The organism is Nocardia sp. NPDC055002 (genome assembly GCF_053608825.1).
Genome location: NZ_JBSGWE010000002.1, coordinates 501,906 through 522,302, shown reverse-complemented (window position 1 = coordinate 522,302; position 20,397 = coordinate 501,906). Strand labels below are relative to the sequence as shown.

14 protein-coding genes are annotated in these 20,397 nt (G+C 70.9%); 7 read left to right on the top strand and 7 right to left on the bottom strand.

The window, feature by feature from the left end:
* Nucleotides 1-97: 97 nt before the first annotated feature.
* Complete coding sequence (locus ACWF99_RS09635; protein ID WP_378627299.1) at nt 98-949, bottom strand: bifunctional 5,10-methylenetetrahydrofolate dehydrogenase/5,10-methenyltetrahydrofolate cyclohydrolase; 852 nt, start codon at nt 947-949, stop codon at nt 98-100.
* Nucleotides 950-1,112: 163 nt separating this feature from the next.
* Here ACWF99_RS09635 and ACWF99_RS09630 point away from each other — a divergent pair, with 163 nt between their 5' ends.
* Together ACWF99_RS09630 and ACWF99_RS09625 are read left to right on the top strand one after the other, a co-directional pair.
* Nucleotides 1,113-1,985: a YdcF family protein gene (locus ACWF99_RS09630; RefSeq protein ID WP_452535609.1), complete on the top strand. Its 873-nt coding sequence runs from the start codon at nt 1,113-1,115 to the stop codon at nt 1,983-1,985.
* Between the two features lie 64 nt (nt 1,986-2,049).
* Complete coding sequence (locus tag ACWF99_RS09625; protein ID WP_378627297.1) at nt 2,050-2,853, top strand: putative protein N(5)-glutamine methyltransferase; 804 nt, start codon at nt 2,050-2,052, stop codon at nt 2,851-2,853.
* Nucleotides 2,854-2,989: 136 nt separating this feature from the next.
* Here the strand turns inward: ACWF99_RS09625 and ACWF99_RS09620 are convergent, their stop codons facing one another.
* Complete coding sequence (locus ACWF99_RS09620) at nt 2,990-3,817, bottom strand: SDR family NAD(P)-dependent oxidoreductase (RefSeq protein WP_378627296.1); 828 nt, start codon at nt 3,815-3,817, stop codon at nt 2,990-2,992.
* A gap of 42 nt (nt 3,818-3,859) precedes the next feature.
* Nucleotides 3,860-5,434: a succinic semialdehyde dehydrogenase gene (locus ACWF99_RS09615; RefSeq protein ID WP_378627294.1), complete on the bottom strand. Its 1,575-nt coding sequence runs from the start codon at nt 5,432-5,434 to the stop codon at nt 3,860-3,862.
* Nucleotides 5,435-5,581: 147 nt separating this feature from the next.
* On the opposite strand from ACWF99_RS09615, the gene ACWF99_RS09610 reads away from it, so the two are divergent.
* Nucleotides 5,582-6,262: a TetR/AcrR family transcriptional regulator gene (locus ACWF99_RS09610; protein WP_378627293.1), complete on the top strand. Its 681-nt coding sequence runs from the start codon at nt 5,582-5,584 to the stop codon at nt 6,260-6,262.
* On the opposite strand, the gene ACWF99_RS09605 is transcribed toward ACWF99_RS09610, so the two are convergent.
* Nucleotides 6,236-7,153, bottom strand: a complete 918-nt coding sequence (locus ACWF99_RS09605) for a DMT family transporter (protein ID WP_378627291.1) — start codon at nt 7,151-7,153, stop codon at nt 6,236-6,238. The genes ACWF99_RS09610 and ACWF99_RS09605 overlap by 27 nt on opposite strands.
* 262 nt (nt 7,154-7,415) lie before the next feature.
* On the opposite strand from ACWF99_RS09605, the gene ACWF99_RS09600 reads away from it, so the two are divergent.
* The 3 genes from ACWF99_RS09600 to ACWF99_RS09590 all read left to right on the top strand — a co-directional run bounded on the left by ACWF99_RS09600 (nt 7,416) and on the right by ACWF99_RS09590 (nt 11,170).
* Complete coding sequence (locus ACWF99_RS09600; RefSeq protein WP_452535608.1) at nt 7,416-8,117, top strand: response regulator; 702 nt, start codon at nt 7,416-7,418, stop codon at nt 8,115-8,117.
* Nucleotides 8,114-9,151, top strand: coding sequence for a HAMP domain-containing sensor histidine kinase (locus ACWF99_RS09595; protein ID WP_452535607.1), 1,038 nt, complete (start codon nt 8,114-8,116; stop codon nt 9,149-9,151). Before ACWF99_RS09600 ends, ACWF99_RS09595 begins: the two co-directional genes overlap by 4 nt.
* A 72-nt stretch (nt 9,152-9,223) precedes the next feature.
* Entirely contained in the window at nt 9,224-11,170 is a 1,947-nt protein-coding gene (locus ACWF99_RS09590; protein WP_452535606.1) for a DUF4153 domain-containing protein, read from the top strand.
* Between the two features lie 49 nt (nt 11,171-11,219).
* On the opposite strand, the gene recD is transcribed toward ACWF99_RS09590, so the two are convergent.
* Genes recD through recC form a run of 3 tightly spaced genes read right to left on the bottom strand, consistent with a single transcriptional unit; the run spans nt 11,220 to nt 19,965 of the window.
* Nucleotides 11,220-13,154 carry an exodeoxyribonuclease V subunit alpha gene (recD, locus tag ACWF99_RS09585; RefSeq protein WP_452535605.1) on the bottom strand — a complete coding sequence of 645 codons (1,935 nt, stop codon included), beginning with the start codon at nt 13,152-13,154 and terminating at the stop codon, nt 11,220-11,222.
* Nucleotides 13,151-16,513 (bottom strand): UvrD-helicase domain-containing protein, encoded by a 3,363-nt coding sequence (locus tag ACWF99_RS09580; protein WP_452535604.1) that lies wholly within the window; start codon nt 16,511-16,513, stop codon nt 13,151-13,153. The genes recD and ACWF99_RS09580 overlap by 4 nt, the downstream gene beginning before the upstream one ends.
* On the bottom strand, nt 16,510-19,965 hold the full coding sequence (gene recC / locus ACWF99_RS09575; protein WP_452535603.1) for an exodeoxyribonuclease V subunit gamma: 3,456 nt from the start codon (nt 19,963-19,965) through the stop codon (nt 16,510-16,512). The genes ACWF99_RS09580 and recC overlap by 4 nt, the downstream gene beginning before the upstream one ends.
* 189 nt (nt 19,966-20,154) lie before the next feature.
* Here recC and ACWF99_RS09570 point away from each other — a divergent pair, with 189 nt between their 5' ends.
* A complete protein-coding gene (locus tag ACWF99_RS09570; protein WP_378627280.1) occupies nt 20,155-20,361 on the top strand; it encodes a hypothetical protein in 207 nt (68 codons plus the stop codon).
* Nucleotides 20,362-20,397 lie beyond the last annotated feature (36 nt).

Below are 20,397 nucleotides of genomic sequence, written 5' to 3'. Positions count from 1 at the left end.
TACCGCCGTTGACGGGTCTCGACGCGCTGTCGCGCTGAGACCACACGGTATCGACTTCGCCCGCGGGTAGATCCCGCGGGCGAATCGCGAAAGATGCTCAGGCGCGTGCTTTCTCGGCCGCGACGACCACATGGCGCATGAGCAACGCGGTGGTCACCGGGCCGACACCGCCGGGCACCGGGCTCAGCGCCGCGGCCTTACCGGTGACCGACGCCGCGTCGACATCGCCCACGATCTTGCCGTCCGCGGCCTCGTTGGTACCCACGTCGACCACCACGGCGCCGTCGCCGATGTGCTTACCGGTGACCAGGCCGATCCGGCCCGCCGCGGCGACCACGATATCGGCGGGAGTCGTCACCGCGGCCAGATCGGCGGTGCGTGAATGCGCGACGGTGACGGTCGCGTTCTCGGCGAGCAGCAGCTGAGCGAGGGGCTTTCCGACGATGTTGGAGCGGCCTACCACGGTGACCAGACGCCCCTGCAGCGCGATCCCGTGATGCTTCAGCAGCTCGACGACGGCTTCGGAGGTGGCGGGGACGAAACCGTCGAGGCCGGACGCGAGCAGGCCGAGTGAGAGCGGGCTGACACCGTCGACGTCCTTGGTCGCGGCGATCGCCGAACTCACGTCGTCGAGGTTCACGCCCGCGGGCAGCGGGGTCTGCAGCATGATGGCGTCGGTCGCCGGGTCGGCGCTGCGCGCGCTCAGCTCGGCGCGGATCGCCTCGGCGCTCGCGTCGGCGCCGAGATCGATGCGCTCGCAGGCAATTCCGAGCCGTTCGGCCGCCTTGCGCAGGGAGTTCACGTACCAGGCGCTGGCCGGGTCGTCGTTGGCGACGATCAGCGCCAGCGTCGGCGCGGTGCCCGCGGCGGTGAGCGCGGCCGCGCGCTCCTTCGAGTCGGCGTTGATGGCGGCGGCGAGTTCCTTGCCGGTCAGCGAAGCGGTATCCACGGTGTGACACCTTATCCGCCGCCGGACCGGCGACGCGGCGCCGGGCCGCGACGCGCGCAAGCTGGTCGAGGTCCACCGCGGTCCGGACGGGCGGTCGTAGGGTGTCGGCAGCTCTGCTCTGCCAGCACGTACCGAACCGTTCGCGGGAAGGGTTGCGACTGTCGTGAAGATCTCGAAACACTGGAAACACCTGGCCGCCGCTGTCGTGGCGACCGCCGCGCTGACCGGCACCACGGTCGGCCCGGCCGCCGCGGAAGCCGATGTGGCCGCGCTCTACAACTCGGCACAGCGCCACTTCACCGACGGTGACGACGCCGCGGGACGCGCCGACCTGCGTGCCCTGATCGCCGCCGATCCCCATGATGCCGACGCGCTCGCGCTGCAGGCGATCTGGTCGCACTACGCGGGTGACGGAGCCGCGGTCGGTGACGCCCTGGCCCGGCTCGGCGGTATCGACGCGGGCATGGCGGCGGGCACCAATCGCGTGCTGCACGCGGTGACCGCGGCCGCTGCCACCCTGCCCAACCCGCTGCCCGCGCTCGTCGGTCCACAGACCGGCATCGTGGTCCTCGGCTACGGGCTGCTGCCCGACGGCGCGTTGCGCCCGGAGCTGGAGAACCGGCTCACCGCCGCGTGGTTGCAGGCGATCGCCGCACCGTTCTCACCGGTGATCGTGACCGGCGGCAATCCGCAGAACGGCATCTCCGAGGCCGAGGCGATGCGGCGCTGGCTGGTGGCGCGCGGGCTCCCGGGCGATCGGATCCATGTGGAGGACCGGGCTGGGTCGACCGTGCAGAACGCGCTGTTCAGCAGACGCCTGCTGCGCGATCTCGGCGCGACCAGCGCGGTGGTGGTGACCTCGCCGAATCACATTCGGCGCGCGGTCGCCGACTTCATCGTCGCGGGGACGACCGTGGTCGGCGCCACGACCTCGCTCGAACAGCTGGTTTCCCAATTGCCCCCGCCCGCGCGCAACGCCCAGCGCGGGATCTATCTCGACGCGACGCGCACCTTCGAACTGGACACCGCGCGCTGATTCGTCGCGCCGCCACCGTCACCGGCGGTGAAAATTCGGTTGCCCGGTCAGGAACAATCGGCGCATGAGTGGTTCCGGTTTTCCCGAGGTGGTCGTCGAGTTGCGGCGCGCGGGATGTGTATTCGCCGAGGACGAGGCCGCGCTGCTGATCGAGGCGGCCGGCGGCGATCCTGGGCGCCTCGATGCGTTGGTCGGACAGCGGGTCTCGGGGACTCCGCTCGAATATCTGCTCGGCTGGGTGGAATTCCGGGGGCAGCGGGTAGCGGTGCGTCCTGGCGTTTTCGTACCGCGTCAGCGCACGGCGTTCCTGGTGGAGCAGGCGGTCGACGGCGTCGCGCCGGACACGGCGCGAGCCTGCGTGGTCGACCTGTGTTGTGGCTGTGGGGCACTGGGGCTGTGCGCGGCGACCGAGCTCACCGCACGTGGGTGCGATGTCGAGCTCGTCGCCGCTGATATCGACCCCGTCGCCGTCGCCTGCGCGCGCGAGAATCTCGCGCCGATCAGCGCGCCGGTGTTCGGCGGTGACCTGTTCGACGCGCTGCCGGGCGACCTGCGCGGGCGCATCGACATCCTGCTCGCGAACACACCGTACGTGCCGAGTGCCCGAGTCGCGGATCTGCCACCGGAGGCACGCGAGCACGAGCCGCTCGCCGCGCTCGATGGTGGAGCGGACGGGCTCGACGTGTTCCGCCGGGTCGCCGAAGGGGCGGCCACCTGGCTGGCGCCGGGCGGCACGGTATTGGTGGAAACCGGGGCGGGGCAGGTCGACACCGCGTGTTCGGTGCTCACCGCGCACGGTCTCACGCCGCGCGTCGCCGAGTCCGAGGAGTACTACGCCACGGTGGTTCTCGGCACCCGGGATCGCTGATCGCGTGGACACCACGACCGTCGAGACCGATCAGTAGCCCGTCGACGAGGCCGCGCGCACTGCCGCCGGACGCGACGATGCCCCCGTCGACCGATCGCCTGCGCGACCCGTCGACGGGGGCACCCGTCCCGAATGTCTACTTGCGTCCGGTGAACTGATCCATCGAGTGGTACACGCCCACCGCGTTCAGGTAGAAGTCGCGAACCTTGATCGGCAGCAGACCGGTCAGTGCCCGGTTCATCCGCGAGGTCCACGGGAGCACCACCAGGGCGCCGCCCTTCTTCATCTCCGACCACGAGGTGTCGACGACCTCGTGCTGCTCGAGCATCGGCGTGAACAGAATGCCCTTCGCGCCGTCGAACATGCCGGTGTTGATGTAGGTCGGGCAGACCGTGGTGACCTTCACGTGGTCGTGGCCCGCCTGCTCGAGCTCGAGGCGCACCGAATCCGACCAGCCCAGCGCGGCCCACTTCGACCCCGCGTACACGGCCATGCGCGGATTGGCGACCAGACCGGCCGACGACGCGATATTGAGCACGCGCCCCTCGCCGGCACCGGCGACCATGCCGGGCAGGAACTCCAGGGTGACGTACATCGGGGCCAAGGAGTTGATCGCCATCGTCTTGTCGATGTCGGCGCGGTTCTCGGTTTCCCAGAAGTAGGTGTTGCCACGGACGATGCCCGCGTTGTTGACGAGGATGTCGATGCCGCCGACCTCCTTGCGCACCGCCTCGCCCGCCTCACGGATCGAGTCCTGCGACGACACGTCCACCACGTAGTGGTGCACCTTGCCGCCCGCGGCGGTCAGCTGCGCCGCGGTCTCGCGCAGCGCCAACTCGTTGATATCCCACAGCACCACCGCGTCGGCGCCCTCGGCAACGGCCTTCTCGGCGAACAACTTGCCGAGTCCCATGGCGGCACCGGTGATGAGGACCCGCTTGCCTGCGACCGTTTCCAACTTCATTCTCGCTACCTACCCCTGCTCGTGTTGCTACTTCTGCCGCATCTACTTCTGGCGCAGCGTCTTCATGACACCGAAAACCAGCGTCATCGTCTTGGCCCACATCTGCTCGGACATGCCGGGCAGCGGCGCGATCGGCAGCACCCGCTGGACCGCGATGGTCTGGGTGTCGATGTACTTCAGCAAGCCTTCGGGACCGTGGCGGCGCCCCTGGCCGGAGATGCCGAGACCACCCGAGGGCGCGTCGACGCTGCCCCACGCGGCGCTGAAACCCTCGTTCACATTCACCGAGCCGGCGTTGATCCGGGCGGCGATCTCCTTGCCGCGGTTCACGTCCCGGCTCCACACGCTGGCGTTGAGGCCGTAGGCGGTGTCGTTGGCCGCCTCGACGGCAGCTTCGTCGGAGTCGACCTTGTACACCGAGACGACCGGGCCGAAGGTCTCCTCGCGGTAGACCGTCATGCCGGGCGCCACGTCGGCGAGCACGGTGGGCTCGTAGAAGTACGGGCCGAGATCCGGGCGGGCACGGCCACCGGCGAGCACCTTGGCGCCCTTGGCGACCGCGTCGTCGACGTGCCCGCTGACGGTGTCGAGCTGACGCTGGAAGGTCAGCGAACCCATGTCCCGGCTGTAGTCGAGCTCGCCGCCGAGCGACATGTTCTTGACGTTGCCGACGAATTCCGCGACGAACTGGTCGTACACGGTGGCGTCGACGTAGATACGCTCCATCGACTCGCACAGCTGACCGGCCGACGAGAAGCACGCGCGCACAGCCAGTTTCGCGGCCTTGGAGACATCGGCGTCGGCCAGCACGAGCAGCGGGTTCTTGCCACCGAGCTCGAGGGAGTAACCGATCAGGCGCTCGCCGGCCTGCTGGGCGATGGTCCGGCCGGTGGCGCTGGAACCGGTGTAGTCGACGTAGTCGGCGCGCGCGATCACCTCGCCACCGATCTCCCGGCCGCGGCCGAGCACCGCCTGCCACAGACCGCGCGGCAGCCCGGCCCGCTCGGCGGCGTCGATGGCCCACAGCGCGGTGAGCGCGGTCTGGTTGTCGGGGCGCGCGATGACCGCGTTGCCCGCGATCAGGGCGGGCAGCGCGTCGGAGGCGGCCAGCGCCAGGGGGTAGTTCCACGGCGAGATGACCGCCACGACGCCCTTGGGCCGGTTGTGCACCTCGACCGAGGTGAGTACCGGCAGCACGCCGCGCGGCTTGCGGTCGGCGAGCAGTTTGGGCGCGACAGTGGCGTAGTAGCGCGCGTTCAGCGCGACGTCGGCGATCTCGTCGAAGGCGTGCGGCCGGGACTTACCGGTCTCGGTCTGCACGATGTCGAGGATGGTGTCCTGCTCGGCGAGCACGATGTCGTGGAAGCGGCGCACGATCTCGGCACGCTGCTTCACCGGGACCTTGGCCCAGTCGCGCTGCGCGTGCCGGGCGACCGCGAAGGCACGTTCGATATCGGCGACCGAGGACTGCGGCAGGTCACCGATCTTGTGGCCGGTGGCCGGCGCGAAAACCGCGACCGACGGTGCGCCACCGGCGACGCCGCGCTCGAACAGGGGCTTGACCAGCGCGGCGGGCAGCGCGGTGGGTTCGGCGGTCAGCTCGGGGGCTGTCGTCATTGTCGGCCCTTCTCCTCAACAGATGGATCGCGCGGAACGGGTCGCGCACGTTCAGGTTATTTACTGAACACTAGTGTTAGATTAATGCCAGCGCCCTGGTTCGTGTCAAGCTTTCAGTGCGCGAGGACCAGCGGTGAGGGAGGTGCGATGACCGAGGAAGCGACGACGGTGCGTCGCGGGCGCCCGCCGCAGACCCAGGAGCAGGCCGAGGAAGTCCGCGCCAGGATCATCGAGGCGACCGCCGCGGTGTTCACCCGCAACGGTTCGCGCGGGTTGAGCGTCGCCCAGATCATCGAAGAAGCCGGGCTGGCCAGGCCCACGTTCTACCGCTATTTCGGCAATGCGTCCGAGCCGCTGCACGCGGTGCTCGACGCGTCCAACGACGGCCTCGTCGGCGGCATCCGCGAAGCACTCGCCGGCACCGACGAGCCGGTCCAGCTGGGCATCCGGCTGATCGACGCGTATGTGGACTGGGCGCGCGGGCACGGCCCGATGCTGCGGCCCCTGTTCGCCGAGCTGCACGATCCCGGCTCGGTGGTATCGGGCTATCGCGAACGCGCCCTCGACGACATTCGCGACCTGGTGCGCAAGACCTTCGGCGAACTCGGGCGCCCGATCCCCGCACCGCTGGACCTGGACGCGGCGCTGCACGTGTGCGAGTACATCGTCTACCGGCTCACCGCGGGCAGTGAGCCCGGCAGCGATCCCGATCCGGCGCTGGCGTCCGAGGCCAGGGTGACCATGATTCGCGTCCTGCTGGTCACCCTGGGCACCCGCGACGATCTCGCCTACGCGATGGAACTACCCGGCCTGTTCCCTGATCCGTAGCGCTGCGGGGTCCCCGGCCACGCGTCCCGCGGTGACCAGGGCGAGCGAGAGCAGCGCCGCGCCGAACCAGCCGACGAGACCGAGCCGCTCATCCAGCAACAGCACCGCCAGCAACGTGCCGGTGAGCGGTTCGAGCAGCGCCAGCAGTGCGCCGGTGCCCGCGCCCGCCGCGGTGAGGCCGCGGAAGTAGCGCGTGTACGCGATGGCCGTCGGGAACAGCCCGAGCGCGAGAGCTCCCAGGATGCCGGGCAGATTCGGGTCGAGCGCGGTGCTGGTCATGGCCGCGGGCAGGGCGAGCAGGATCGCGCCCGCGGTGAACCCGACGCCGGTGCCGGTGACGGGGTCGAGTCCGGTTACCGGAACCGCGGCGATCACCGTGAGCACGGCGAAGGCGGTGGCCGCACCCAGCGCCATGGCCGCGCCCCACAGCGCCCGCGCCCCGTCCGCACCCGGTGCGCCGACCAGCAGCGCGAGGCCGGTGAGGGCGAGCGCCATGCCGCAGGCGCGGGTGCGATCGAGAGCTCGCCTGCCCGTGAGGTACTCGGCCAGCGCGACGACGACCGGCGACATCCCGATGGTGATCAGGGTCGCCAGGCTCACCGAGGACAGTGCCACCGCGCCGAAATAGCAGCCCTGGAACACCGGCGCCAGGACGGCGATCGCGCCGATGCGTCGCCATGCGGGCGCACCACGCGGGATCGCCCGGCGGGTGAGCACGCAGAGTCCCACCAGCAGCAGCCCACCGACGGCAAGGCGCACGGCGGCGACCGCGATCGGGGACAGACCGGTCGATCGTTGAACGAGGGTGCCGAGCAGGCCGCCGGTCCCCCAGAGGATTCCGGCGACGACGAGATCAGCTGTGCCCGTGCGGGCGGACAGCGAAACAGACATGGGTGTGCGCTCCTGCGACAGAAGGTGAGGGGGTCGCGAGAAGCGAGGTGCTGGAGTGAGCAGGCTCGACGGGTCGGCCCGGCGAAACCACGGGCGGCCGGTTCGGCCGGTGCGCGCTACTACCGAGCGCGGCGGGGCACCTCGCTCAGGAGGCGGGCGGCGGGGTGGAACGGAAGCACTCGTGCACGTCGCGAGTGTACTCCACACAGAATCTCCACATTTGGCGTCGCAACCCTCCACACCCGCTCGCTAGGGTCGCACCATGGACAACAGTGGGGGCGGGACAGGACAGGCGGCACGCCGGATCCTGGTGGTCGACGACGAGGTGACGATCGCCGAGTCCGTGGCCGCGCGGTTGCGGGCCGAAGGGTTCACCGTCGACCTGGCACACGACGGGCCCGCCGCGGTGGCGGCGGCGCTGGCGGGGGAACCCGATCTGGTGGTTCTCGATGTGATGTTGCCGGGGTTCGACGGGCTGGAGGTGTGCCGCCGGATCCAGGCCGAGCGACACATGCCCGTCCTCATGCTCACCGCGCGCACCGACGAGACCGACCAGCTCATCGGGCTCGGCGTCGGCGCCGACGACTATCTCACCAAACCGTTCTCGATGCGAGTACTCGCCGCCCGGGTGCACGCCCTGTTGCGGCGGGTGGATCGGGCCGCCGAGCGGGGCGACACCAGCATCGTCGTCGGCGATCTGCGGATAGATCTCGCCGAACGGCGGGTGTGGCGCGGTGACACCGAAGCACAGCTCACCCCCCTGGAATTCGACCTGCTGACCCGGCTCGCGCAACGTCCGAGGGCGGTGCTGGCCAGGGAGCGATTGCTCGAGGACATCTGGGACTGGTCCGACGCGGCGGGGACCCGCGCGGTGGATTCGCACGTGAAAGCGTTGCGGCGCAAGCTCGGTGCCGATCTCATCCGCACCGTACACGGTGTCGGGTACGCCCTGGACGCGCGATGACGACCGCCGACCGCGCCGCAGAATTGATGGACCGGATCGCCGACGTGCTGCCGCGGCCGCTGGACCGGCTGCGGTCGATCAAGCTCAAGCTGGCCGTGTTGATGTTGTGTTCGGGCGGTGTCGCGTTCGGGTACTTCCGGCTGAAGATCGGCTGGCTGCCGCCACGCACCACGGTGGCCGCGATCGGCATCGCGCTGCTCACCTCGCAGTTCCTCGCCCACGGGATCACCCGGCCGCTGCGCGAGATGACCGCGGCGGCGCGGCGAATGGCCCAGGGCGACTACAGCTTCCGGGTGCGGGCGTCCTCGCGGGACGAAGTGGGTCAGCTCGCGACCGCCTTCAACCAGATGGCTGCCGACCTGGCCGCCGCCGACCGGCAACGGCGCGACCTGATCGCCAATGTGTCCCATGAGCTGCGCACGCCGGTGACCGCGCTGCACGCCGTGCTGGAAAATCTGGTCGACGGGGTGAGCGAACCCGACCCGGCGACGCTGCGCACCGCGCTGGCCCAGACCGAACGCCTCGGCCTGCTCGTCTCGGAACTGCTCGACCTGTCCAGCATCGAGGCGGGCGCGTTCACGCTGGATCGCGAGAACCTGCCGCTGGCACCACTCTTGGCGGAGGTGATCGCCGAAGCCGAGGTGATGACCGCCGCGCTCGGTCGCGGTGTCCGGTTCACCACCGCGATCGAACCCGGCTGCACGACCGTGTTCGCCGACCGGGCGCGTCTGCATCAGGTGCTGTTCAACCTGCTCGACAATGCCGCCAGGCACGGCCCGTCCGGCGGCGAGGTCCGCGTCTCGGCATCGACCCACCCGGAGGGGACCGTCGTCGAGATCCAGGACGACGGCCCCGGCATCCCGGAAGCCGAGCGCGCCACCGTCTTCGACCGTTTCACCCGTGGCGGGCGCACCGACGGCGGCGGCACCGGCCTCGGACTGGCCATCGCCCGCTGGGTGATCGACCTGCACGGCGGCACCATCGCCCTCGCCGACCCCGGCTCCCGCATCCGCGTCGTCCTTCCCACGGACTGACCTCTACTTCGAAACCAGCGACCCGGTACTTCGGTCCCGGGACGCATCCGCACACCTCCAGGAGGGGAACCTATGTCCGACAAGCCGATACCCGAGGCGCCGACGCCCGATCAGGGCGCCGCCGAGAACCAGCACACCGCGGCACGAGCCGCCGACAAGCCCGGCGCCGAGACGACCACAACCACGACCGACCCGGCAAGCGAGGCAGTCGCGAGCGGCGTGCCCGACTCCGGCAGCACCGCCGCAGACCTCCAGGTGGGCGGCGATGCGGCAGGCTCCGGTACTCAGTCGACCGCTGTGCTCACCAAGACCTCGCCGGACCCGGCCACGCCCCCCGCACCGCCCGTCTCGGTCTCGTTCGCGAAATTGCCGGCCGCCCCGCCCGGGACCGCCGACCCGCGAACCGCGGCGTGGCCGAGTCTGCCACCGCCCATTCCCCCTGTCCCCCCACGCTGGCAGCGGGTAGCGCGCCCACCCGGTGTCCTCCCGGCCGCGGCACTCGCCGGAATCATCGGCGCCACGGTGATCCCGCTCGACCGTCCCGGCATCGGCTGGCTGATCGCGGGGACCGCCATCGCCGGAGCTCTCTGCGTCGTCGACTATCGCGCCCGGTCCGGCGGTCCGTCATCCGAGCCCACCTCGGATTCCGCACCGACGGCCGAAACGTCACCCGCCCCGGCTCCGTCCACGCCGGTGCCGGCTGCGGCCGACGAAGTCAGCACGAACACCGCTGAACCACCGCCACTTTCGGATACCGGTGCACTCGCACCGTCCAACGCCGACGACATCGCGGCAGCCTCCCGCGCTGTTTCGATCGGCGATCGGGCCTGGTGGGCGGCAGCCGCGATGGTGCTGCTGGGAGTGGGAACGGTTCGGGCGGCGGGCTGGCTGTTCGTGCTGTGTGTGCTCGCGGCATGCGTCGCCGGGTCGCTGGCGGTGTTGGGACGACGGAGTGTGCGTGGCATCGCGCACGACATGTTCGCGGTGCCGTTGGCATCGTTCGGGGCGGTGCCGTGGGCGTTCTCGGGGCTGCGGGAGTCGCGGTCGGTGGGGACCTCGAGTATCCGCCGGTACGGGATCTCGGTGGCCGCGACGGCGGCGTTGCTGGTGGTGTTCGTGCCGCTGCTCGGTGGGGCGGACGCGACCTTCGCCGAGTTGCTGAACGGGCTCGTCCCGACCGTGGACGGCCCGGCGATGTGGCAGTGGATCTTCTTGTTCGCTGTCGTCACGGTAGGTGTGCTCGGAGCGCTGTATGTGCTGGCCGGGCCACCTTCACGCGCGGCGGATTCGGTGCGGCCGCAGCGGCTGTGGTCACGCAGTGAGTGGATGCTGCCGGTCGGGGCGCTGACCGTGTTGTTCGCGGTATTCGTCGGCGCGCAGTTCGTCGCACTGTTCGGTGGCGACGATTACGTGCAGCGCACCGCCGGTCTGACCTATGCCGAATACGCCCGCAGCGGCTTCTGGCAGTTGTCGGCGGTGAGCGTTCTGACGCTGGCCGTGATCCTCGCGGTACTGCACTGGTCGGTGCGGGAAACCACTGCCGACCGCCGGTCGCTGCGCGTCCTGCTGAGCGCGGTGAGCGTGCTGGCGCTGGTCATCGTGTGCTCAGCACTGGGCCGGATGTGGACCTACCAGCAGGCTTACGGGTTCACCGTGCTGCGCCTGCTGGTGACCACCTGCGAGCTGTGGGTCGGCCTCGTCTACGTTCTCGTGCTGGCCGCCATCGCACGACTGCGCTGGAGCTGGGTGCCGCGCGCCGCGATCGGCACGGCGTTGGCCACCCTCATCGCCCTCGCGGTGATCAATCCGGAATATCTTGTCGCCGAACGCAATATCGACCGCTGGCAGACCAGCGGCCGCCTGGACGCGGACTACCTGAGCAGTCTGTCCCCCGACATCCTTCCCGCCCTCGACCCGCTGCCCGCACACCTGCGGACACAGATCGAAACCCCCGTCGTCGACGACCTCGACCCCGACCACTGGTGGTCCTGGAACTGGTCTCGCAGCTCAGCCCGCTGACCGCCGCAGGCGCGCTCGCTCGTTACGGGCGACCGCGCGTCATCACTCACTACCCCTGCGGCGCAACAGTTCTGGACAATCCGCTGGCTCGCAGGACACGGCGGCCGATCGCGGCGCGGATGGCGTCCTCGGTGCCGATGACGCGGACGTGGGAACGCGCCCTGGTGATGGCCGTGTAGAGGAGTTCCCTGGTGAGCAGCGTGGATTCGGGTTCGGGCAGCACGACCGAGACGGTGTCGTACTGACTGCCCTGGCTGCGATGGATGGTCATGGCGAAAACCGTGACCACCGCCGGGAATTGAGTCGGGTGAACCAGGTAGGGCTCGCTGCCGCGCTGGAGCGCGGCGCGCAGTGAGCCGTCGGGGCGGCGGATGATGACGCCGGTGTCACCGTTGTAGATGCGGGCTTCGTGGTCGTTGGCGGTGACCAGCAGCGGCTGGCCGGGGTACCAGACCGATTGCGGCCCTTCGGGTCCCGCGCCGCCTGCCGCCGCCCACTCGGCCGCCATGCGATCCCAGCGTTCCACGCCGAACGGGCCCTGGCGGTGGGCGCAGAGCAGGCGATGCGACTCGAGGGCGGTCAGTGCGCCGATCGCGTCGCCGGTCTCAGCGGCGGCCGTGACGGCGAGGGCTGCGGTCGTCACGTCCGCCCGCACCGCGCGAACATCGTCGGGGCCGCACAGCGACACGTCGTCGCCTCCCGCGCGCAGAATCGCCAGCGCCGCATCGGCGTCACCCGCGCGAACGGCGACCGCCAAATCGGCGATGTGGCCGCCGAATCGCCGCCCCCTGGTCAATCGGACGATCCCACCCTGCAACCGCCGCTGCTCGAGAGCCGTCAGCGAGTGCGCCTGCGTCACTGGTGGATCGACCGGCGATCCTTCGGAAGTCCCGGGTACCGCGTCGACATCGAGGCCGAGCACCTCGCGCAGCGCGGGATTGGGCGCGCCGCTCACCGGCCCGGCCACGAGGTCGGCCAGCACGGCACCCGCGTCGACCGAGGCGAGCTGGTCGGGGTCGCCGACGAGCACGAGGCGAGTATCCGGGCGCAGCGCGGAGAACAGGTGGCTCATCATCGTCAGCGACACCATCGAGGTCTCGTCGACCACGACCACGTCGTAGGGCAGACGGTTGTGCTCGTGGTGGCGGAATCGGGTGGTGCGTCCGCGTTGCCAGCCCAGGAGGCGATGCAGGGTCGAGGCGGTGAGTTCGGGCAGGCCGAGGACGGCGGCTTGTTCGCGCACCGCTTCCTGCAGGCGGGCCGCCGCTTTGCCCGTGGGGGCGGCGAGCGCGATCCGCAAGGCGGGCAGTTTCGGCGAGGCGGCGCGATGGGCGGTGAGCAGGGCCAGGATCCGGGCGATGGTGTGGGTCTTGCCGGTGCCGGGGCCACCGGCGACGACGGTGGTCCAGTGGGTCGCGGCCAGGGCAGCGGCCAGACGCTGCCGGTCGGGGCCCTCGCCGAGCGGGTCGGCGAAGAGCCGATCCAGTTGTGCGCGCACCAGTTCGGTCTCGATCGCGGGGTGGTCGGAGCTGCGTTCGGTGAGCACTCGTCGCAGGGTCTGCTCCTGCTGGTAGTAACGGTCGAGGTAGAGCAGCGCGCCACCCTCGGCGTCGGCTTCGACGATCCGCAACGGGCGCAGCGGACCGGACTGACCACCACAGATCAGCGGACTGCGCCGCAGGGCCGTGAGCACCCGGTCGGTGTCCGGCCACGGCAGGGTCGCGGGGTCGATTCCCGTGACACTGTCGCGGGTTTCGTCGGCATCGATACCGATCTCGCGCATCCGGGCCAACTCGAGACACACCGATCCCGAGCGCACCGCGCGTACGGCCAGCGCCGCCGCGAACAACACGTCCTCGCTGTCCTCACGGCCCATGCGCCCCAACCGCACCGCCACGTGCACGTCCGCCGCCGACAGGACCCCCGCCTCGTTGAAGACCCGCAACAACCCGGTCCCCCGCTGCGCCACCTGGATAGATGTCATGATCGCCCCGCCAGTAGGTCCGACAGCGCGACGACGAGTTCCGCCGAAGGATGCCAATCGAAGACACCGTGTCCCGGTGGGGTCGCCGCGCCGATCATGCCCCGCACGAACAGGTATCGGGCGCCGCCGAGATGGCGAGCGGGGTCGTAACCGGGCAGCCGCCAGCGCAGATACCGGTGCAGCGCCACGGCATACAGCAGCGCTTGCAGCGGATAGTGCGAGCGGATCATCTCCGCGACCATGTGGTCGCGCCGATAGTGCTCGACGGTGAGGTCGCCGGTCCCGAGCCGGTTGGTCTTGTAGTCGACGATCAGATAGCGCAGCTCACCTGTCTCGTCGGGCACCCGCAGCACCGCGTCGATACTGCCGGTGAGATAGCCGCGCAGCACCGTATCCGGCAGTGCGGCAACATGATCGGCGTAGCCGGCGAGGTCGTCGTCGGCGGGCAGGTGGGTACGCAGCAGCGCGGCGATGGCGTGCATCCCGGCCGAGCGCGGTCCGGGTGAATCACCACCGCCGAGCGGGAGCTCGAATTCCAGTTCGTTGAGCCGGTCACGGGTCGCGATCTCGGCCAGGGATCCAAAATCGGCCGGGGTGCGCAGAACTTCGAGCAGCGCGGTCGAGAGCAGGTCGACATCGAGCTCGGCCATCGTGTGCTCGACCGCTTCGACACAGCGCTGGTGGACCTCGGCAGCGAGATCGGGCACCGAGGTGTCGACCGTTTCGAGAACGCCGTGGACCAGCGTGCCGAACTCGGCACCATAGGGCAGGTCGTTCATCAACGACGGGTCGGCCGTGCTTCCGGTCAGGGCGTCGACCGGCGCCTCGGTCGGCTCGTCGTCCGGGCCCGGGCCGTCCTCGGGTTCCTCGTCGGCCACGCCAGGTGCGTCGTGCGCGCCCGCGGTGAGCGCCGAATACGACGTGCGCCGCCACTGCTGGTCGAGCGCGCGGGTGAACCCCGCGGCCGCCAGCTCGCCGGTCGGCAGCTCGGTGCGCACCCGCCGGGGCGCCACATCCTCGGGACGGTCGACCACGGTCACCGAGATCACCTCCGATGCGGACGCGGCCCATTCGGAAATCCGTTGCGCCGCAGCGGTGTCGGCGGGAATCTCGGCCCGGCGCGGTACCTGCGCCGATCCCGGGCGCCGACCCAGCATCATCCGGTGCAGCGGCGCGGCGCCGGTGGTCACCGCGGGCGCCCACCACGCGACGATCTGGCACATCGCCCGGGTCAGCGCCACATACAGCAGCCGCAGTTCCTCCCCCGATTCCTCGGCCTCACACCGCAACTGGCGCTCGCCGTACCCGGGCGCCTCCTTGCCACCGATATCGAGCACCCTGGTGCCGTTGTCGTCGTGGAACAGCAGCGTCGCCGGATACGGATTCTTGGCGCTGTCCCAGGTGAAAGGCAGGTAGACGATCGGGAATTCGAGGCCTTTGCTGGCGTGCACGGTGGCGATCTGCACGGCCGCCGCGTCCCGATCGAGGCGGCGGCTGCGGCCGCTGACGCTACCGGCCTCCGGCTCGCGCACGCGGTCGGCGAGCCAGCGGGTGAGCGCGGTCAGGCCGAGCCCCTCGGCCAGTGCCACCTCGTCGAGCAGCTGCGCGATGTGGCGCAGGTCGGTGAGTTCGCGTTCGCCGTTGTCCACCGCCAGCAGGCGGGGCGCGAGGTCGGTCTCGGTGGCGAGCTTGTCGAACACGGCGGCGAATCCGGCGCGCGCGAACAAGCGCGCGGCGTCACGCAACTGGGTCGACACCCGGCCGACGAGATCCGCACCGCCCGAATCGATCTCGGCGGCGGTCACACCGAGGATCGGTGTGCACGCGGCCAGCCGCACCCGGTCGCCGCGATGCGGTTGTTCCAGGGCCCGCAGCACCCACAGCCAATCGGTCGCGGCGACGGTCGCGAAGACACTGGTGCCACCGGCGAGAACGGAGGCGACCCCGACCCGGTCCAGAGCCGCACGCACCACATCGATCTGGGAGCGGGTACGCACCAGGACGGCGATATCGCCGGGCCCGATCGGTCTGCGCACCCGGCCGTCGGCGACCTCGCTGAGCGAATGATCCCCGCCGCGTAGGGGTTTGGCGTCGATGGTGGTACCGGATTCGAGCAGGGTGACGATATCGGCGGCCAGGTCGTCGGCGACCTTGGCCCGCTGCCTGCCCACCGACGGGAACCCCGACCGATTGCGCGGACCGGCCCCGGTCCGTGGGAGCACCCGGAGTCGCAGGGGGCTGATGACGTCCGGCTCACCGTGCAGGCGGGTCGTCGGCCGCGTCGGCGTGACCGGGTAGACGCTGATCTCGGGATGACCCAATTCCGCACCGCCACACAGATGGTCGATGGCGCGCAGCAGTCCGGCGTCGCTGCGCCAGTTGCGGGTGAGCTCGCTGCGTCGATCGGCCAGCGCCACGGCGTCGAGGTAGCTGAGCACTTCGGCGCCGCGGAAGGCGTAGATGGCCTGTTTCGGGTCGCCGACCAGGACGAGGGTGGCGTGTTGATGGAAGGCCAGGCGCAAAATGTCCCACTGCAATGGATCGGTGTCCTGGAACTCGTCGACCAGCGCGACCCGGTAGCGCTGCCTGATCCGGGCGCGGGCGCGCGGCCCGTGTTCGGCGTCGGCCAGCACATCGTGCAGCAGGACCAGCAGATCGTCGAAATCACGCAGTCCCGCACGGCGTTTGCGGCGTTCGGTCTCGGCGCGCACGGCGCTCGCGAAGGCGACCCGCTCCCCCGCCGCGCCGTCGGTGCGCGGCGCGAGGTCGGCATGCCGGTCGTGAACCGCCGCCAGTGCCAGGGTGTGGGCATCGCGCAGGGTGAACGGGGCGCGGTCGCGGGCGTAGCGGGCCAGATACAGGTCGTCGGCGACGGTGCCGACGAGTTCGTCCACCGATTCGACCAGCCGAGCGCCGGGATCGTGTTCGCCGGCCAGGCCGAGTTCGTCGAGCATCCGCTGGCAGAACGAGTGGGTGGTCGCGATCGTGCCCGCGTCGAAATCGGCCAGGGCGGTGAGCAATCGGTGCCTGCGCAAGCGCACCGTGGCGGGGTCGGCGTCGGCCATCGCGCGGACGAGCTCGTCCTGATGGTGCCGTGCGGTATCGGGCTCCGCCAGGGCGGTCGCCACCGTGACGAAACGGTCCCTGGTGCGCTCGCGCAATTCCTGGGTGGCGGCGCGGCTGAACGTGACGAGGAGCAGTTCGGTGATCGCGATGCCCGCCTCGGCGACATAGCGCACCGCGAGCCCGACGATCGCGTGCGTTTTGCCGGTGCCCGCGCTGGCCTCGAGCACCGTGGTGCCCTGCGGCAGTGGACCGGTGGCATCGAAGGCGGTCGGCGCCGAGACGGTTCCCGTCACGGCTGTCCCTGACTTTCGGCGGCGAGCAGCGGCGCCCACCAGCGGCGCGCGAGCGCACCGAAGTGGGTGCTCTCCGGCTCGCCCGGCCGGCTGGTTTCGGTGGCGAGACCGGCGAATCGGGGTGCGCGGCCCCAGACATAGCGCAGGTACCGGTCGGTGTGGTCGCCGAATTTGTCGGGGCCGTTGGGCCCGCCGTCGAAGGCGTGTTCGGCGGCGAGCAGGGCGTCGGCGACGCTGTCACCGCGGAAGCGTCGCTCGGCGTAGGCCGCGGTGGCGGCGGGCGCGCAGGGCAGCGGTTCGCACAGCCCCTCGTCGCGCAACCGGACCAGATCACGCAGGATCGCCAGCGCGGCAGGCGCTTCGGGTGCGGTGATCACCGATCTGGCCACCGGCCTGCTGCGGAATTGCCCCCGCCCGGTGCTGATCGCCTGCCACGAGCGGTCTTCGGTGGCGGCGAGGGCCAGCAGCGACACCCAGGACGCGAGCCGGTGTTTCGGCGCGAGCCGCGAGTAGGTGGTGCGCACCAGCGTTTCGCCGCGAACCTCGGGCACGGTGCCCGCGAGGGTGCGGCCGTTACCGAGGTCGACGGCGATGTCGACGGCGCGCGGCGGCGCCTCGTAGTCGGGCAGCGCGGTCCGCACGAGGGTGTCGACGGTGCCCTCCACTTCGTCGAGCACCCTGGCCCCGAAACCGAAGGGGGGCAGGGTGCCCCGGCGCCATTCGGCGGCGCGCAGCCCGGCCGGGTCGGCGCCGGTGAGGCGAGCCGTCAGCATGCGTTCGCCGAGGTCCCATTTGGCCAGGCCGTCGAGTTCGATCGGGAGCTGATCAGCGATGTCCTCGGATTCCTCGGGGACCCGCAGGCCGAGCCGCTGCCACAGGAACGCGCGCACCGGGTGTTCGGCGAACGAGATCAGTTCCGCCAGTGCGACATCCGCGACGGCAGCAGGTGGCAGCGCCGCCGTGAGCAGCGGTGGACGCGGCCGGGACGGGCGCGCGGCGGCGCGGGCACCGGCCAAGGCGACGGTGTCGAAGCTGCGTGGCTTCTCGGGGGCGAAATTGCGCCGGTCGAAAGCCTGCAGGGGATGGCGAACGTGGACGGCGTCCATGGCCGCCGGACCCACATGGGTGGCGAGCACGTCGAGCAGCTCGGCGACGGGGACAGCGGGCGGACGAGCGGCGCCGGTGACCGGGTCCGCACCGGTGTGCAGGATCAGCAGCCTGTCCCCCGCGGCCATGACGGCGTCGAGGAGGAGTTGCCGGTCTTCGCTGCGCGCATCGCGTTCGCCGACCAGCGGGTTCCGGGCCAGCAGATCGTCACCGTCGACGCTGCCCGGACGCGGGAAGACGTCGTCGTCGAGGCCGAGCAGTACCACCACACGGTGGGGCACCGACCGCATCGGCACGAGCGTGCACACGGTGAGTTCGCCGGTGCGGAAGTTCGCGCGGCCGGGGCCGCCCGCCAGGCGGCTGGTCAGCAGGACCGCCACGTCGGCGAGGCGCAGCGGGGTGTCGCCCGCGTGTTCGGTGGCGGCCACGATCTCGCGGCGCGCTTCGGTGCGGATCCAGGCGTGCGCGTCGGGCACGTCGGTGAGCAGCTCGACCGCGCGCAGCAGCACCGCGGTCCATTCGGCGGCGGGGCGCGGGCCGCGCAGGTCGCGCAGGCACACCGCGAGGCGGTCGATGAACTCGGCGAAGCGGCCGGCGAGGTCGACGTCGTTGGAGTCGACATCGTCGAGCGGCAACGCCAGATCGAGCCAGTCGTCCCCGGATTCGTCGGCGGTGACACCGAGCAGGATGCGGTCCACGGCGGCGTTGAGGGTGTTCTGGGCGAAATCGGCCAGCCCGAACGCCTCGCGTTGACGCTGCCCGATCCCCCATCGCGCGCCCGATTCGGCCGCCCACTCGCGCAGCCGTTCGATGTCGTCGTCGTCGAAACCGCAACGGCGGCGGACGGTTTCGCTCGCCGCCAGGTCGAGCACCTGCGTCACCGTGACGCGTCCGTCGGCCAGTTCGAGCAGTTCGATCACCACCGCCAGCATCGGGTTGGTCACCGCCCGCCCGCGATCGGCGAGCCGCACCCGCAACTGATGCGCCGGGTGTTCGCCGTCGACCGGCAGATCCACCCCGGACCCGCGCTGACCGAATGCCGCGCGCACCAGCGGCGCGAACGCCTCCACGTCCGGGCACATGATCAGCACGTCGCGCGGCTCGAGCGCCGGATCGGCCGCGAACGTGCTCAGCAGCAGATCCCGCAGCACTTCCACCTGCCGCGCCGGGCTGTGACACGCGTGGATCTCGACGCTGCCGTCGGGCACCGCCCCGATCTCGGGGACGCGGTCCGCGCGAACAGCGGTCTGCAAGGCACCGAGCAGGGTGGGCGCGGCCGTCGCACCGGCGAGGTGAATATCGCTGTCCAGCACCGGGTTCAGGCGCTGCTCCAATTCCCGCACATCCCGGGCCAGCCCCGAGAGCAGCGGGTGGGACACCAGATCCGCGGTGTGGTCGTCCGCGCGCGGACGGACGGCCGCGTCGTTCGCACGGCGATCAGCGCCGACGGCGTTGCCGCCCGGGTCGGCCGTGCCGTCGCCCCCGACAGCCCGTTCGCCGAGTCGACCCTCCGCGAGTACGGACGCGTCCTCGTTCACCGCGATGCCGACGGCTACCCGGCCGAGCGCGGCCCACATCGCCGGACTCGGGTGCGCCGACCAGAGGTGGACTTCGCGGTGGGCGGCGAGAGCGGTGACCACGGCCAGCTGATCGGCGGGCAGACGGGTGAGCCCGAACAGGGAGAGCCGCTCGGGCAGGTCGATCGAGGCGGGTTCGGCGCGCAGGTGGGCGCAGGCATCGGCGAGCCGTTCGGCCGGGCTCGGGACGCCCACGGCGCTGCGCAGGGCGCGCCACAACCGCGGTTGCCAGGCGAGGTCGTCGGGCACCGGCCCGCCCGCGCCGTCGGTGTCCGCGCCCGCCGCCCAGTCGAGCAGGACCTGCGGGCGTTGCGCGGTATAGGAGTCGAAGAGGGCCGCGAGGTGGGCGGCCGTGGAGTAGCGCCTGCCGAGACGGTGATCCGTACCGGGCAGGCCGAGATGCCGAGCAAGGACGGCGGCCCACGGCTGGTCGGCGACCTCGTCGATCACCCGCAGCAGCGTCCACACCAGCCGCTGACCCGCCCACGGATCGTCGGCGGGCGCGACCCCACTCGCACCGGCCAGCACCTCGGCCACCAGCGCCGCGGGCGCGGGAAACGCGATATTGGCGGCCACCCCGTCGCGGGCCTCGGCGCCGACGACTCCGAGCACGCCCGACAACCGTTGCGCCAGCCAGCGCTCCACCCCCTTGGCCGGCACCGCGACCACTTCCGTGGCGAAAGGATCGGCGGGAACATCACCCAGCAAACGCCCCAGTCCGTCGGCCAGCGCGTCGGCGCGTTCGGCGCGATGGAGGTGCAACGGCATCCGTTGTTTATACGCCCAGCGACCGACCCGCAATCGCGCGGCCCCGCCACCACCACTGCACCGGGCTAGTGAAATACGCCACACCGCAAGACGTCCCGGCCCCGCCTGCGGCACCCTCGACGCCGGGCGTGGGATCGTGGCGGTTCGGGTGGGACAGTACGGCCGCGGGCGAAAGGCTGGTTTCGTTTCATGATCGCGCAGGTGTTTCCCCTGGTTCCCGGTGGCGGCTTCATCGTCCGCCGAGTGGGCGCGCGCTGGGAGCTGATCAATTCCCGGCGCTACGGGCCTGATCAGGTACTGCATTCGTGGCCACTGGACCGGCACGGCGAAGCCTTCGAGCACTGCCACCGCCTCAACGGCTGCACCATCGCCACTCCGCACGCCGCGCATCACTGACAGCAATTGCGCTGTGCCGCAACAACCCTGAGCGAC

Coding starts and splice junctions, on each gene's coding strand:
- ACWF99_RS09605 (WP_378627291.1), bottom strand. CDS start 7,153: ATGTCTGTTTCGCTGTCCGCCCGCACGGGCACAGCTGATCTCGTCGTC.
- ACWF99_RS09610 (WP_378627293.1), top strand. CDS start 5,582: ATGACCGAGGAAGCGACGACGGTGCGTCGCGGGCGCCCGCCGCAGACC.
- ACWF99_RS09615 (WP_378627294.1), bottom strand. CDS start 5,434: ATGACGACAGCCCCCGAGCTGACCGCCGAACCCACCGCGCTGCCCGCC.
- recC (WP_452535603.1), bottom strand. CDS start 19,965: ATGCCGTTGCACCTCCATCGCGCCGAACGCGCCGACGCGCTGGCCGAC.
- ACWF99_RS09590 (WP_452535606.1), top strand. CDS start 9,224: ATGTCCGACAAGCCGATACCCGAGGCGCCGACGCCCGATCAGGGCGCC.
- ACWF99_RS09620 (WP_378627296.1), bottom strand. CDS start 3,817: ATGAAGTTGGAAACGGTCGCAGGCAAGCGGGTCCTCATCACCGGTGCC.
- ACWF99_RS09625 (WP_378627297.1), top strand. CDS start 2,050: ATGAGTGGTTCCGGTTTTCCCGAGGTGGTCGTCGAGTTGCGGCGCGCG.
- ACWF99_RS09595 (WP_452535607.1), top strand. CDS start 8,114: ATGACGACCGCCGACCGCGCCGCAGAATTGATGGACCGGATCGCCGAC.
- ACWF99_RS09570 (WP_378627280.1), top strand. CDS start 20,155: ATGATCGCGCAGGTGTTTCCCCTGGTTCCCGGTGGCGGCTTCATCGTC.
- ACWF99_RS09600 (WP_452535608.1), top strand. CDS start 7,416: ATGGACAACAGTGGGGGCGGGACAGGACAGGCGGCACGCCGGATCCTG.
- recD (WP_452535605.1), bottom strand. CDS start 13,154: ATGACATCTATCCAGGTGGCGCAGCGGGGGACCGGGTTGTTGCGGGTC.